Annotated in this window: 11 protein-coding genes; 2 read left to right on the forward strand and 9 right to left on the reverse strand. The window is 46.3% G+C overall.

From position 1 onward, the window contains the following. Nucleotides 1-38 precede the first annotated feature (38 nt). The 8 genes from NSB28_RS22925 to NSB28_RS22960 form a co-directional block, all read right to left on the reverse strand. Entirely contained in the window at nucleotides 39-1,193 is a 1,155-nt protein-coding gene (locus NSB28_RS22925; RefSeq protein WP_109627027.1) for a sensor histidine kinase, read from the reverse strand. After that, nucleotides 1,190-1,879, reverse strand: coding sequence for a response regulator transcription factor (locus tag NSB28_RS22930; RefSeq protein ID WP_109627029.1), 690 nt, complete (start codon nucleotides 1,877-1,879; stop codon nucleotides 1,190-1,192). The genes NSB28_RS22925 and NSB28_RS22930 overlap by 4 nt, the downstream gene beginning before the upstream one ends. A gap of 30 nt (nucleotides 1,880-1,909) precedes the next feature. Then, nucleotides 1,910-2,500 (reverse strand): hypothetical protein, encoded by a 591-nt coding sequence (locus NSB28_RS22935; protein WP_257497718.1) that lies wholly within the window; start codon nucleotides 2,498-2,500, stop codon nucleotides 1,910-1,912. 226 nt (nucleotides 2,501-2,726) lie between these two features. After that, nucleotides 2,727-3,740, reverse strand: a complete 1,014-nt coding sequence (locus tag NSB28_RS22940; protein ID WP_109627034.1) for a zinc-binding alcohol dehydrogenase family protein — start codon at nucleotides 3,738-3,740, stop codon at nucleotides 2,727-2,729. A gap of 3 nt (nucleotides 3,741-3,743) precedes the next feature. Continuing rightward, nucleotides 3,744-6,971, reverse strand: coding sequence for a hypothetical protein (locus tag NSB28_RS22945; RefSeq protein ID WP_109627036.1), 3,228 nt, complete (start codon nucleotides 6,969-6,971; stop codon nucleotides 3,744-3,746). A gap of 18 nt (nucleotides 6,972-6,989) precedes the next feature. After that, nucleotides 6,990-7,841, reverse strand: a complete 852-nt coding sequence (locus NSB28_RS22950) for a carbohydrate ABC transporter permease (RefSeq protein WP_109627039.1) — start codon at nucleotides 7,839-7,841, stop codon at nucleotides 6,990-6,992. Then, the gene (locus NSB28_RS22955; RefSeq protein ID WP_109627041.1) at nucleotides 7,834-8,748 is read right to left on the reverse strand and encodes a carbohydrate ABC transporter permease; all 915 of its coding nucleotides are present in this window, start codon (nucleotides 8,746-8,748) and stop codon (nucleotides 7,834-7,836) included. Before NSB28_RS22955 ends, NSB28_RS22950 begins: the two co-directional genes overlap by 8 nt. A gap of 76 nt (nucleotides 8,749-8,824) precedes the next feature. Next, on the reverse strand, nucleotides 8,825-10,228 hold the full coding sequence (locus tag NSB28_RS22960; RefSeq protein WP_109627043.1) for an ABC transporter substrate-binding protein: 1,404 nt from the start codon (nucleotides 10,226-10,228) through the stop codon (nucleotides 8,825-8,827). A gap of 141 nt (nucleotides 10,229-10,369) precedes the next feature. Between NSB28_RS22960 and NSB28_RS22965 the strand changes: the two genes are divergently transcribed. Beyond that, complete coding sequence (locus NSB28_RS22965; RefSeq protein ID WP_109627046.1) at nucleotides 10,370-12,115, forward strand: sensor histidine kinase; 1,746 nt, start codon at nucleotides 10,370-10,372, stop codon at nucleotides 12,113-12,115. After that, a complete protein-coding gene (locus NSB28_RS22970; protein WP_109627048.1) occupies nucleotides 12,116-13,666 on the forward strand; it encodes a response regulator transcription factor in 1,551 nt (516 codons plus the stop codon). A 99-nt stretch (nucleotides 13,667-13,765) separates the two neighbouring features. Here the strand turns inward: NSB28_RS22970 and NSB28_RS22975 are convergent, their stop codons facing one another. After that, the gene (locus NSB28_RS22975; protein WP_109627051.1) at nucleotides 13,766-15,175 is read right to left on the reverse strand and encodes an MATE family efflux transporter; all 1,410 of its coding nucleotides are present in this window, start codon (nucleotides 15,173-15,175) and stop codon (nucleotides 13,766-13,768) included. Nucleotides 15,176-15,198 lie beyond the last annotated feature (23 nt).

Here is a 15,198-nt window from a genome sequence, read left to right on the forward strand (position 1 = left end):
GTTAGAAGAAAGTTAGATTTTGAAGCTTTCAAAATTTTTTATTTTTCTGTTCCGGCAGTATTTACCGGAAGCTGTACCTCTACTGTAGTTCCTGCATCAGGCTCACTCTCAATCCGAATATCGCCCCTGCATCTTTCGACAATGAGTTTTACTATGGACATCCCCAGCCCGCTCCCCTGTATCTGCTGGGAACGGGACTTATCTGCCCTGTAGAACGGATCAAATACATATTTAATATCCTCAGGCTCCATTCCCACACCAGTATCTTTTATCTGAACAGTCACGGTCTGGTCTTTCTGTTCAGCCTTAACATATATCTCTCCGCCCTCTTTATTATATTTAATTGCATTTTCAATAATATTATAAAACATCCTGTACAGCAGCGTCTGACTTCCAATAATACTGGAATCACCGCACTGCATATATATGGAGACCTTTTTTTCCTCCGCCTTCCCCGCCAGCTGCTGAACGGCCGTCTCCAGAAGTTCCCCAAGTGAATTTGATTCAAACTCCTCCGCCAAACCTTCATCTGCCAGAAACATAAGGCTGTTCACGGTATTTATCAAACGGTCAAGGCTCTGCTCCATACCGTCTGTGACCTCCTCGTAATCTTCCAGTGAAGGCTCATCATCTATCTTTAATACCTGCAGCCCTGTCTTCATGACTGCCAGAGGCGTTTTTAACTCATGGGCTGCATTGGCTGCAAATCTCTTCTGGACCAGAAAGGATTCCTCCAGCCTGTCCATCATGCTGTTAAAGGATCTGGTCAGCTGGTCGATCTCTTCTGTTGACGGCACTTTCTCCAGCCTTTTATGCAGATGCTTCTCATCAATGATGCGTATAGAGTCTGTCAGCCGGTACAGCGGCCTCAGCATTTTTCCGGTTATCCAGTATACGATCAGAAGTGAAACCGCTATTGTAACAAACATGACAACCAGCCCCTGAACTGAAAAGGAGATCATCATATCTGCAAAGGTAACTTTATCCTCCTCAATCAATTCCGGGTCATAAATTGCCTCCGATGCAGCGATTTCCGGCAGCAGCTCTATAGACTCACCTTCATAGTCCTGCAGTAAGCCATAATAATTGTTGGCAGAGTAAATAGAATTTACAGTCAGTATGATGCTGACCGCCACCAGCAGGATCCCCACCACAAGAGTGATCTGAAACTGCAGAGTCCTTATTTTTTTCATTCCTTCTCCTCCTGCACTTCCGATATCTTATAACCCAGTCCCCGCTGGTTAACAATATATCTCCCGGCCCCGCCTGCCCCATCCAGCTTCTTTTTTAATGAATGGATGTGGAATTTAAATGAATTTGAAAATAAGTCTGCGTCACTGTCCCACACATGTTCAATCAATTCCTCTGTACTGACCACATTCCCCATATGGTTCAGCAGATATTCCAGCAGAGCATATTCCTTTTTCGTCAGCGCCACTTCTTCATCCTTCACATATACTGCTTTTGCCGCAGTATCCAGAGTCAGGCTGCCGCAGCGCAGCTTCACGTCCCTGACCCTGAATTCTCTTCTGAGCAGGCTCCTGATGCGGGCTTCCAGCTCTGCAAAGTCAAATGGTTTTGTCAGATAATCATTGCACCCCAGGTCCAGGCCGGCGATCTTATCCTCTACTGCATTCCTGGCGGACAGGACAAGTATCCTGAACTCTCCGTTTTTCTTTCTGATAGTTTCAAGGACTTCCATTCCATCCTTTTTAGGCAGGTTCAGATCCAGGATCATCAGATCATAATCATTGATTTCGTACATATCCATAGCCTCTTCCCCGTCATATGCACAGTCAACTGCATATCCCAGCTTCCGCAGGCCCTTTGCCAAAAATTTAGAAAGCATAACCTCATCTTCCACTAATAAAAGCTTCATGTCTCCTGCTCCTTTCCCCATATGCATATGTCATTCAAGCTGCTCCAGTTCTTCCATCATGGCATGCCTTCTGCCATATCTGGCCTTCCAGTCCTGCACGATCATATCCACCCGTTCTTCTCCGCCCGGATAGCTCTTCATCTTCTTTAAATATTCCACCAGATGCCTGTATGTATTCCTGTCTGTGGCCGGCTCAGACCTCATCACTACATATTCCTCATACATCTGAAGGATCCGGGCGGGATAGTGTTCCCTCAGGAGAGGCTCATATCTGTCCAGCTGGCATATAATACCTGAATGACGCAGTCCGTCCAGAATGCGTTCATACAAACCTTCCTCCGCATAATAAATGTAATTAGCCGAGTCATAAGGCGCACCGGCAAAGAGCTCTTCTCTTATTGCCTCCCACTCTGCCTCCTGTGATATGCTCTTTAATTCCCTGTACAGCTCCAGCTCCGGCCTGTGATGCAGCACATAATCAGTAAGCTCCCCCTTGTACTCTGCTTCTTCCCCGGACAGCCTGTACAGCTCTATCAGCCTTCGGCTGCATCTTGCCCATATCACAGGATAATCCCTGTTTTTGTCTCTGTATTCCTTCAGACACCTAATCTCTTCATCCATCTCCATCATCTGCAATCAGTCACTTTTCTTGTATTCAGCCGTCTCTTGAGCATGCTTGAAAAATGCTCCAGCATGCAGGTGTATCGGGCTTAGTTTCATTCTAACGGGTGAATCCATTGGTGTCAATCACTACTAAAAACAGAGAGTATGGACACCCTTGTGCCCTATACTCTCTGTTTTTATATACGCCTGAAGTCCTCAGATACTTCCTGATGATATATCATTTTCACATGACAACATTTACTTTCATATAGTTCCCCGGATTTTTTTCAATATCTCTTATAGCCTCCGGAGCCTCCTGCAGGCTGATGACTTTTGTCAGTATTTTCCCCGCGTCAACTTTGCCTGTATGTATCAGTTCAATAGCTTCCTCAAATTCATTTGCACTTGTCCTCGCCCCCAGGATATCCACTTCTTTCTTTGTAATCGTCCCGGTCATGAGCGGTGTTTCGTTTTTCGGCCATCCGGTGAATGTAATACGCCCGGCATTTGCCGCTATATCAAGAGACATCTGTATAGCTGCATTGGCTCCGGAGCATTCCATGACAAGCTCTGCCATCCTTCCGTCTGTATACCCGGCTGTCTTTGCTGCCACATCTTCTTTTCCTGACTGGATCGTGTATCTGACACCAAGACGCCTTGCCTCCTCCAGCCTTTCTTCCACTAAGTCAATCATAATAGGCTCTGCGCCGTAAGCCAGCGCCCCCATTGCCGCCAGTATTCCTATTGGGCCTGCACCGATAATTGCCACGTGCTCTCCTTTTTTGAGTCTGCCCCTGTGTATTCCGTGAAGAGCAATGGTCAGCGGCTCCGCAATCGGGGCCAGTTCCCAGGGCATATCATCAGGAAGCTTCCAAAGCATATCTGCAGGATGTGTAAAATACTCTGACATCCCCCCGTCCACATGGACTCCCAGCACTTTCAGGTCCTCACAGCAGTTTGTCCTGCCCAGGGAACAAGGATAGCAGGCGCCGCAGTACATATAAGGATCCACGATCACATGATCCCCTGCCTTTAAGCCTTTTTTATTTTCAGGGATGGATATGATCTCCCCCGCTATTTCATGTCCAATGATCCTGGGATATGTAACAAGAGGGTTAGTTCCCCTGAATGCCCCTATGTCGCTGCCGCATATGCCGGCAGACCTGACTTTTATCAGTGCCTCCCCCTGCCCCGGCGCTGGCTTCTCTGTATTTACACACGTTACATCCCATGGCTTTTCATATTTAATTGCTAACATTTCCTATTCCTGCCTCTCTTCTGATTTATCTGACAGCTTTCTGATAACAGGAGCCTTTAAGATCCCTGCCTTCTTCAGCTGGTATTCGTATGACCATCCCTCACCAGACGTCCGCCAGGCGTTGGGGTCAAAATAGATTTCCCTCTCATCACAATTATGGACAGCGCCAAATGTATTTACCCTGTTTCCAAATACATAAAACTCTATCACATGAGATTTTTTTTCTGTGATATTAAATGTGACCCTGTATGGGGAATATACTATTCTGCCTGCAGTACTGCCATCTACTTTTACGAGAATGAGCGGTGCCCTGAACTTAGATACCTCCGCCTCATAATATCCCTCATCCAGCTGTATTTCTGTTCTGTATACAAAATTACCTCCGTAGAAAGGCATCCCCTGCCCATCTATTCCCTGCCATGAATATCTGCTGCGTTTCCTGCGGAGTATGGATGCTGACCCCTGCAGCTCTGCATCAAACTCTCCCAGCAAATAGCAAGGCTCTACGTTTATCTTTCTGCCAAAGCTGACCTTCAGCAGCAATTCATGAGTACCCTCAGACAAGTCCGGCAATAAGACACTGCTGATGCAGGGATCCACATAATACCCCGTGATCTTCTTCTCAAGCCTTTTCCTATCCAGAAAAATTTCTGTATTTTCCGCCGCCTCCAGAGCCAGGCTAATGCCTTTCAACTCATCAGCACATTGGATGATATATTTCAGGCACAGGATATGCCTTTCTGCTTCTTTATTTTCTACTGTCCATGGCTGTGCCAGAGCTGCCCTGCGCAGCGGGTAACCAAGCTTTTCCCTGAAGATATTGTCTATGCGCAGGATCTCCTCCGGTCCTCCGGCGCTGTCCGCATCATCATCAAACATATACTCTGCCAGATCCAGCAGAAGCACATTCGGCTCTTCTGATACAATATCCACCTTTTCACGGAACAGATTTTTTTCCCAGAGTACCGCCGGCATTTTACTGCCGGAGATGCCCCTGTCCTGCCCTGATATGTCCTGAGTACATACAGCCTTATCCCCACTTAGCGGAATGAGCAAAAGCAGAAGGCTGTCCTGCTCGTACATCCTTATATTCAGATAAGTAGCCCCATGTCCATGCAGGACATCTGCCTTATGTTCTGTCCCCGTCAGGGTATCATAGATAACCGCTTTCCACAGGCCTTTAAATCTTATTTCCAGATCATCCGGCAGAATAAGATCCTGGTTTTCCAGAGCTTTTCCATTAGCCAGAAATACCCAGACTCCTTCTTCCTCCTGTCTGACCTGGCAAAGATACTTTTTCGCACGTTCTCCGTTCCAGTTTTTCTTGTGATTTGGTTTCTTCAGGTGTTTCTCGCCAAAATATCTGATATCCAGGAATCTGTACTCTTCAAGTACCTCCATCACTGCACGTTCTGTGAATTCTGCATGCAGGCACCTCTCTGCCAGATTCTTTGCCTCCCTGCTCTCCTTTGCATCCACCAGCTGTGGAACTTCTCCCAAAAATAAGACCTGCTTTCCCAGGTCAAGAAAATCCTTTAGCATACGAAGAGTCGTACCCCTGAGCGTCACACATCCGGGAATCAGGATAATATCATAATCCATGGCGCCCAGCCGTCTTCCATCCCAAAGCTCCGGTATCAGGCCTTCAGATATATAATCGAAATCCAGATTTCCAAACAGCAGCCACTCTGTGATCTGTGTAAATCTGGTTTCCAGCTCTTCCCGTATTCCCCCTGTCTGGTCATTCGGCCCAAAATACAGCCAGTAGGATTCCACAGGGTGGATAACACCTATTCGCACCACAGGTCTTCCGCTCTTCATAGCTGTATTCACTCTGGCAAAATGATCCTCCACCACTGGATACTCTCTGTACCATGGGGACTGGAAACCGATGGCCGCAGGGTAATCCCGCTTAGCTTCCCCTGCCATACTCATCCAGTTCAGATGGTGTACTCTGTTTGTCACACCCAGGGCTGCCTGCCAGTCTCCCTGCAGCTTATGGCGCCTGAAGTCAAAATCCCAGTTTGTCACCCCGTACAGCTCGCTGATGACTCCTTCTCTTCCATATTGATGGCAAATACTCTGTGCCTGCTTGGCCGTCGTATACTCCCTGGCATCACATAGCATGTCGATCCCGGGCAATGTAAAGCCGCTGAGGCTTCGCATCACTTCGCCCAGTGCTTTTGTCTGTGACTGAAGCGCTGGTTCCTCCATCATATGTCCGCCCAGACTGATCCTGTGCTCCCTGCACCATTTCCCTGCCTGTCTGCCATATGCCTGTGAAAATCTCTGTGTCACGTGGTCGTGGTACCAGTACCTGTACCGGGATACTTGATTTCCTGCCAGCTCCCAGAGCAGCTCCGGTACATGCTCCAGAATATCCGCCCCGTATTCCTGTGCGAAGGTCTCTTTAAAATCTCCTGTCCAGGGCAGCATCACTTCTTCCAGTCCTTTTGCCCTGCCAAGAGTCCCTTTCGGTATTAATTGGGGTTCATCTGTAAAAATAGAGGGGACGGTGACTCCGAATTCATCACCCAGGGCTTCATAATATTTTTCATACGTTGTTTCCAGAAAGCAGGCGATAGCTTTCTCATTCAATGCATCTACATATGCCTGATCATTAAACCAGGGACTGTCGTAAGCTGTCTCCACATATACGTACCAGAGCCTGTATCCCTCTTTTTCAGCTTCATTTTCACAGCATCTGATGTAATCCTCAAGTCTTCCTTCACTGTCCAGCTTCACCTGGTATGCTGACAGAAACATTCCATTCCCCTGAGGAGAAAAGGCTGCCCTTGAATCAAATTCAGGTTTTTTATACTGCTTGGTGCCCTGACGGTAAGGTGTGATAAGAAGAGCCTTGCAGCGGTACTCTTTGTTCTTTGTCACCATTCCTCCCGCATAACCTGAAGGCCACCGGTCCTCATCATACAGGCCGCAGAAAAGTCCCTTCTCCTTTGCAAGCATGGCACTTTTCTTTACGCAGTCCATAAATTCTTCCCCCAGGTAAGGGGTGTCCAGACCTACGCGGGTGTGGATATAAAATCCTCCCATGCCCATATCCCGGAATTGCTCGATCTGCCATTCCAGATCTTCTTTTTTAAGCCTGGTATTCCAAGCCCAGAAAGGCATGCCCCGGTGTCTGGCAGACGGTTTTCTAAACTCTTCTATTGAGAAGGAGGATGCCTGTTTACGGCCATCCTCCTTCTTAAGTTCTAATTCTCTGTTCATATATTCCTCCCTGTAAGATCAGCCTTTTACGGCACCTTCCGTGATGGAACGCACAAAGGTCTTCTGCGCTGCCAGATATATAATTACAAATACCATTGCCCCCACAGTCAGTGCAGCCAGCACAGGTGTATATCCAAGCGTTGATATCTTGTCCTTCAGGATCGCAATGCCCACGGAAAGAGTATACTTTGAAGTGTCACTTATGGACACCAGTGCCCACATATATTCATTCCAGGCGCTCATCCCTCCCAGTATAGCCAGAGTGACCATCATTGGCTTTACAAGAGGCACCATTATGCTCAGCAGTATCCTTGGGGTGGAACAGCCGTCTATCTTGGCCGCTTCAATAATCTCATTCGGGATGCCATCCATATAATTCTTCAGCAGGATCAGTCCCAGAGGGGCAAAACCCTGAAAATATGGAAATACAATAGCCGCCAGTGTATTTTGTATATTCAGGTTAATTACCTGAAGGTACATAGGCAAAAGTATGATCGGCGTCGGGATCAGCATATTGATAAGTATCATATAAAATATCACATTTTTAAACTTCATCTTCAGTTTAGAAAAAGCAAATGCTGCAAGAGTGATAAATACGATCTCCACTACAAGTGTAGCACCTGTATTGATGACAGTATTTTTCAGGTAGACTGCCAGGTTCCCTTTAGTAAACGCCGTAATGTAATTATCCAGATGGAGGGAGGACGGCAGTGACCAGATGCTGCTCAAAAATTCCGGCTCAGTTTTAAATGACTGCAGCACCACCCAGATAAGGGGATATAATGAAATAAGTGCATACAGAAGTACAATGATGAATACAAAAACAGATACATTCTTACTTCTGCCTTTTTCTTTTTTCTGTCTATGCATTCTCCCCGCCTCCTCTTCTTCCCTTGGCCACCTGAAGCAGAACAGTAAGCCCTATCATGACCACCATCATAATAATGGAGGCTGAGGTTGCAGCCCCAAACTGCTGTGAGACAAATGCCTTTGAGTATACATACGAAGTCATGACATCTGAAGCCCCGCCGGGTCCTCCTTTTGTCATAACCCATATAAGGTCAAATGCTCTTAAGTCATTTGTGACAGTAAGGATAGCAAGCGTCATAAATGTAGGCTTCATATGCGGAATAATAATGTAGCGCAGCTTCTGCCACTGGTTTGCACCATCGATGTCCGCAGCTTCCAGATAGTCCTTTGACAGATTCATGATATTTGCGTAACAGATCAGCATATTAAAGGGTATGGTGCGCCATATCCAGGTGATGATGATAGATGGCAGAGATGTGGACTTCTGGGACAGCCACGCCTGCGCCAGGCTTTCCAGCCCGACTGCTTTGAGCAGCTGGTTCAGCGGACCGATCGTGGGATCATACAGTATCTTCCAGATACATCCCACCACTACCATAGAGATCAGGTAAGGGATAAAAAGAGATGTATTAAAAAACCGTTTAAACCTGATTCCCCTGAACATCACATAAGCCAGCAGAAAACCAATGATTATAGATATAACAAGGTCACATCCGATCAGCTCAAAGGTATGTAGGAATGCCTCATAAAAATGTTTATCCTTCAATACTGTCACATAATTGTCAAGCCCGATAAATTTTGTAAGTGCCCCGTAGCCTTTATATTTATATAAGCTGATTCTGAATGCATTAAAGAACGGGATATACAAAAAAATGATCAGCGTGGCTATGGTAGGCAGTACCAGCAGGTAACCTGGTATACTTTCCTTTAAATCTTTTAATAACGAATTTTTTGTTTTATGTTTCAATTTCTTTTCCTCCGTTGCTTTTCAGATGCGGCCGGACAGCTGCTGCCCGGCCCAGCCAGGGCAGCAGCTTCATCCCTTACAGATCTTCCAGGTAGGAATCATACATTTCCTGCAGCCGGCTGCATACATCTTCCAGACTGATATCTCCCAGAAGGTAATTTGGCAGCAGGTCATCCCTGAACTGGCTGCTTATCTCAGTGCTGGCGTTTGTCGGAACAAATACATCCGGGCAGAAGCCGCCGTCCGCCGCTTTTGCATACCCTGCCAGTATCTGGTTCAGCTCTTCTCCCTTGTCCACTCCCTCAAGCCCGGAGTTAGAATATTTCAAAGTTTCTGCAGTCTCAAAATTTGTCCTGGAGGTCAGATATTTCAGGAAGCGGACAGCTGCCTCCGGCTCCTTTGTATCGGCGCTCACTGCAAAGATATTGCTGGAACCGCCCAAAGATCTGGATGGAAGCCCTGCAGCTCCTGGAAGAGCAAATGTAGCCAGCTCCATTGTCTCCGGTGCATTATCCATAATATATGAGATCTTATCCGGTGCGATCAGTACCTGTGCCAGCTCTCCCTGAAGGAACATCTGGGCTGTTGTATCAATGTCAGCTGTAAAATAATTCTCTGCCAGATATCCTTCATCCCACATCTCTTTAAACTGGCTCAGTCCTTTCTTTACAGATTCAGCTTCAAAGGTCATGCCTTTATCCGCAAAGCTAAGTCCCTGTACTTCAATCTCATCACGGCAGTACTGGTCCCACAGAAGCCTTGGGATCCAGTCGGCACAGACATTGCTCTGTACTGTCAGAGGCGTATAGCCTGCGTCCTTCACGGCTTTGCAGTTATCCATAAATGCGTCCCACGTCTCCGGCTCAGAAAGTCCCAGATCATCGTATATCTTTTTATCATACATAACTGCCACTGTAGTCATTGTAAACGGCACTCCGTAATCGTATGATTCCATCTCCCCGCATCCGCTCAGAGCAATATTTTCAAAATTAGTCAGAAGGTTCGGAATAAAAGTATCCTTCCACGCCTTGTCACCTTCATAGGAGTTGGATGCCATGGCATCTGACAGGTCCATCAGCAGTCCCTCCTTGATCTGGTCACAATAATATCCTGTCTGGGTCCAAAATACATCCGGCAGTTCATTGGCAGATGCCAGCGCTGCGAATTTAGCTGAATAATTTCCTGAATCCACATATTCAAATTCTACAGTAATGTCAGGATTGGCATCCATAAATTCCTGCATCATCTCTTCATCTACGATCTGCATGGCAGAAAGTACCCTGATCGATGCCTTTTCTCCTCCCGCATCCGCTGTCACCTTATCAGCGGAAATATTTTCTTTTGCAGCTGTCTCTTGTGTGTTTCCTGCTTTCTCTTCTGCGGGTGCCGCTTCTGTGCTGTCTGCGGATGAGCTGCAGCCTGCCATTGCAGACACAGTCATTGTTAAACCAAGCATTAATGTTAAAATCCTTTTTTTCATGTTGTTCCTCCCAATTCTTGTGTTTTCTTATTTGTTTTACAGTCTTTCCTGTTGGTGATTTCATTATAGCAAAGTCCCGGTATACTTTTCAGAGGACGTGTGGTATACTTTTCTTAGATTTTTAGACAGGAGATTACCTTCATGAAGCTGCGCAGTAAATTCTTTATCATATTCTTTCTGATTGCCGCAGTCCCCATATTATTAATATCATCTGTGGCTTATTACCGTTACTACACAACAACCCAGAACCAGATGGATGAGTATTCCGCAAACATCTTCGGCAAGGCAGTCCAGCAGACAAACGATGCTCTGGAGGATGTCAGGCGTGCTGCAGATTTATTTACCTTTTATTCGAATGGAAATAATTCCCTGATTCAGAATCTGAAGCCTTATGCAGGTGAGGACGCCGACACTTCCCCCCTTGCCATCTACCAGACTAAGCAGAATATGAAATATCTCTGCTCCAATATCCTGAATACATATGATTTTATATATGGTCTGTATATCTTCACACCCAGCGGCGTGACTTTTAATTATGACGGAAACTCTAGATCAAAGCTCCTGTACCAATATGATCCTGCAGAAGAGGACTGGTTCCAGGAAGCCTTTGCCTTAAAAGGCCAGCTGTATATCAGCAATATTTCCTCTCATGATACAATGTTTACAGGGGGAGATGATTCCGTGTTTTTCGCTAAATACCTCTATGATATCTATTCCCACAAATATCTGGGTGTACTGTTAATGAACTGCTCCCCTGAAATATTTGATCTGAGCAATCTCAATGCACTGCCGGACATCGTAACCTTTGAACTGAAAAATACAGATACACAGGATACCGTATACATCAGTAATACAGATAACGGGCAGGGAGACTTTTTAAAGCATAGCACGCAGACAATGTCTGCCGGCATCCGTGATTCTTCTCTGGAGCTTACAGCAGCCATTAACTACGACCGCCTCTCAAGAGAATTCAACCTGACCGGGCTGATACTGATCGCCCTGGCCCTGACGAGCCTCCTGATCTCCCTGGTTCTGGCTTATGTGCTGTCTCATTACCTGACCCAGCCGATCATTCATCTGAGCCATATCATGTCAAGACAGGAGGGCAGTGGTCTGATTCCCGCCCACGAGTATCCCGACCGTACTGATGAGGTAGGCACTCTGTATAATGAATACAATAATATGGCCGAGAAACTGAATACCTACATAAAAAATGAGTACCAGAACAAACTGATCACCCTGGACGCGCAGATGAAGTCTCTGGAGGCCCGGATCAATTCTCACTTTTTATTTAATACCCTGGCTTCTATCAGCAGTATTGCTGAGATAGACGGAAGTGAACGTCTCTCAACTATGTCTATATCACTTGGCAATATGTTCCGCTATGCCATTAAGACAAAAAGCGAGCTTGTCACGATCCGGGATGAGCTGAACCATGTAAACGACTATATTATGATCCAGTCCATCCGCTTTGACAATGCATTCCGTTTCACGGTTAACCTGCCTGAATCCATGATGTCACTGAATGTCCTGAAGCTTATCCTTCAGCCGCTTGTGGAAAACGCTATCATCCACGGCCTGCAAAACTGCCAGGTGGGAAGTCTGATAGAAATAACAGGTTCACTGAAGCCGCCCTTTATCCTGCTCACCGTAGCTGACGATGGACAGGGCATGACAGACAGACAGCTGGATGCTCTTCTGAGTTCTCTGAAGGAGGAAGCTGCATTCACCGAGCTGGGACACCGGAGCAACAGCGGGATCGGTATCAAAAATATAGACAGCCGTATCCGCCTCTATTATGGGGACAACTATGGTCTCTCTATAGACAGCAGTCCCGGGCATGGCACATCGATCACTATAAAATTACCTATTCTGGAGGGAAAATAAATGTTCCGATATATTATTGTAGATGATGAATCAGTCATCCGCTCCGGTATCAAAAAAATGCTGGAGCCTCTGTCCGGCAAGCTCTCCTGCTGCGGGGAGGCTGCCAATGGCCGGGACGCTGTCAGCCTGATAGAGTCTTCCATGCCTGATATAGCCATCATTGACATGCAGATGCCCATCATGTCCGGTTCTCAGCTGCTCCCCTACCTCACTGCACATTATCCTGACCTGCAGCTTATCGTCATCAGCGGCTACAAAGATTTTGACTACATCAAGACTGCCATGTCCGCCAATGCCATTGACTATGTTCTTAAACCCTTTTCCAGAAAACAAATGCAGGAGACAGTGCAAAAGGCGATGGAACGTCTAAATAGTGCCGCAACTATAAATATGCAGATCTCCAGCAGCGAAAAAGCAAAGGAACAGGCTTACTATGAATATGATCTCCAGATGCTCCGGAACCTTGTCCTTGGAAATCCCGTGGACTCAGTGGAAATCACATCTTCCCAGCTGGGATTTCTAAATGCTCAGGAAGGGCTATTCCTGATAACCTTCAACGCCACTAATCCTCTTGACGGAGCAGCCGTCCAGGCTTATCTGGATGACTCAGGCTTTCACGAGATCGCTCTGTACCTGGCACACCTGAATAACCTGTACCAGGGTTTTGTCCTCCTGTCAGTCCCCGGCCCCAGTATTCCCAGAAGCCGTGAACTTTGCTGCCAGATCATGCAGGGGCTCTCCGCCCTCTTAAATGATAATAAGGTCTATGTCCGGTTCGGCATCAGCGGCATGCACAGCTGTCTGGACCAGCTTCCCGCAGCCTACGATGAGACTTGTACCGCACTGAATACCCAGCCTCTCTATGACAGCCAGCAATATTATTTTTTCTATACAGGAGAAAAGGATTTCCAGGAGATTGCCTGGGAGAAAAAAGATGAATTTCTGTTCCGCCTTGAATCAGGAATGAACGTGCAGGTGAGGGAGCTTTTGTATGACTTAAGCCGCTGCTGTCTTTCCGCACAGTCACTGACACTTGGCGATGTTAAATACTATCTGTACAGCCTGACTAACCAATGCTGGCCAATTATGAATTATTATTCCAAGCAGTTTAAGCCCTCCATCAGCATGCAGAATATTGTAAAAAGCATATTCAGCCTGGATGAACTGATAGAATACTATCAGAACTTCTTTACTAATCTGACCACAGCCTTAAATAATAATAATGTATATGCAGTGGATGATGTAATTGAAAAAGCCAGAATTTATATAGAAAGAAATTACCAGAAAAATCTTACCACAGAGCTGATGTCCTGCTATTTTTATCTGAATCCTGATTATTTCAGCCACCTGTTCCGCAAAAGAACAGGCCAGAAATTCGTGGATTATGTAAACTCTGTCAGGATAGAAAAATCTAAAGAAATGCTGTCTGCAACGGACCGCAAGATGTACCAGATTGCAAAATCTGTGGGATATGATAATGTAAAATACTTTTTCAGAGTATTCAAGAAAAAGGAAGGCATGACGCCTGAACAGTACAGGCTGAGATCCTGACCTGTACTGTTCAAAATAGTGTGCCATTCCCGCCGCTGTCTCCTTCTGACCGAATCCTCCCTTCCGATCAGATCCTGCCTTCTAATCAGATTCAGTCTTCTAATCAGATTCTGCCTTCCGAAGGCTGACAGGACTGGCGGGCTGTATCTGATCAGCTGCGGAGTCCCTGCACCTGGTGAGGTCCTTCACCCATATATACTTTTTGTAGTGTTTATAGACTGCCGGAAGCTTGATCATCTCATCCATATTTATAATAAAGTAGACGGCAGCAACAGGCAGGTTCAGCCAGAATGCTGCTGCAAACCCCAGAGGCACGGTTATCAGCCACATCACCACTGCATCACATTTAAAACCAAATTTAGAATCACCTCCGGCACAGAAAATACCGGCAATGGTGGTGGAATTCACTGATTTCCCAACCATATAAAAAGCACACATGGCCAGCATCCATCCCAGATAATCCTCCGCCTGTGTACTGAGGCTGGCAGCTCTCATAATTGCCGGACTCAGGGCCAGAAGCAGAAGCCCTGATAAAAGTCCGCTGATAATAGACATTTCGCATAGCCGTCTGCCATATTCTCTGGCTTTCTCCAATTCTCCGCGCCCCAGTTCATTTCCTACAATGATTCCGCCTCCGCTGCCCAGTCCCATACAGAAACAGGCAATCAGATTTTTAACCACGTTGGCAACAGAATTAGCTGCCACCGCATCCGTTCCCAGATGCCCCATGATCACAGAATACATGGTAAAACCACACCCCCACACAAGCTCATTTCCCAAGACAGGCATAGTATATCTCCACAAATCCTTACTCAATAATCTATCCTTGTGCAGTAGATATGAAATCCTTATCTTGATGTATCCTTTTTTCATGGATTCAGCCAGCACCCATAAAAGCTCAACACACCTGGAAATCACTGTTGCGATGGCCGCTCCCGCTATTCCCATTTCAGGGGCACCCAGCAGCCCAAATATAAATACTGCATTCAGAACAATATTCAGTATTACTGCACTGGAACTTATCACAGTGCTTTTTGCCGCATGTCCGCTATTTTTCATTATACAGAGATATATCTGTGAGACCCCCGTAAGCAGATAAGAAGCCCCCACGATCCTTAAGTAGAGCACGCCTTTCTCGATCAGGTCCTGTTCCGGCGTAAAGATCCTCATCAGATATCCCGGAATCAGCAGCGTGCCTGCAAAAAATACGATTGCGACCGCTGCAGATACACGCAATACGATCCCCAGGATCTTTTCAACAGAATCTGTATCCCCCTTCCCCCAGTATTGTGCTGCAAACATACTGGTTCCAATAGTAAGTGCGGCCAGAAAAAGGTTAAATACAAATTGGATCTGCCCTGCCAGTGATACGGCCGAAAGTGCATTCTGACTCACCGCCCCCAGCATAACCGCGTCAGAAGCACTGACCGCCGCCAGCATAAACTGCTGAAATGCAATAGGGATTACGAGGGTCATTAATTTTTTGTAGAAATCTTTCTTATAATTCATGTTTTTATGCTCCTGTTCGAAAA

Source organism: Murimonas intestini (assembly GCF_024622195.1).
Lineage (GTDB): Bacteria > Bacillota > Clostridia > Lachnospirales > Lachnospiraceae > Murimonas > Murimonas intestini.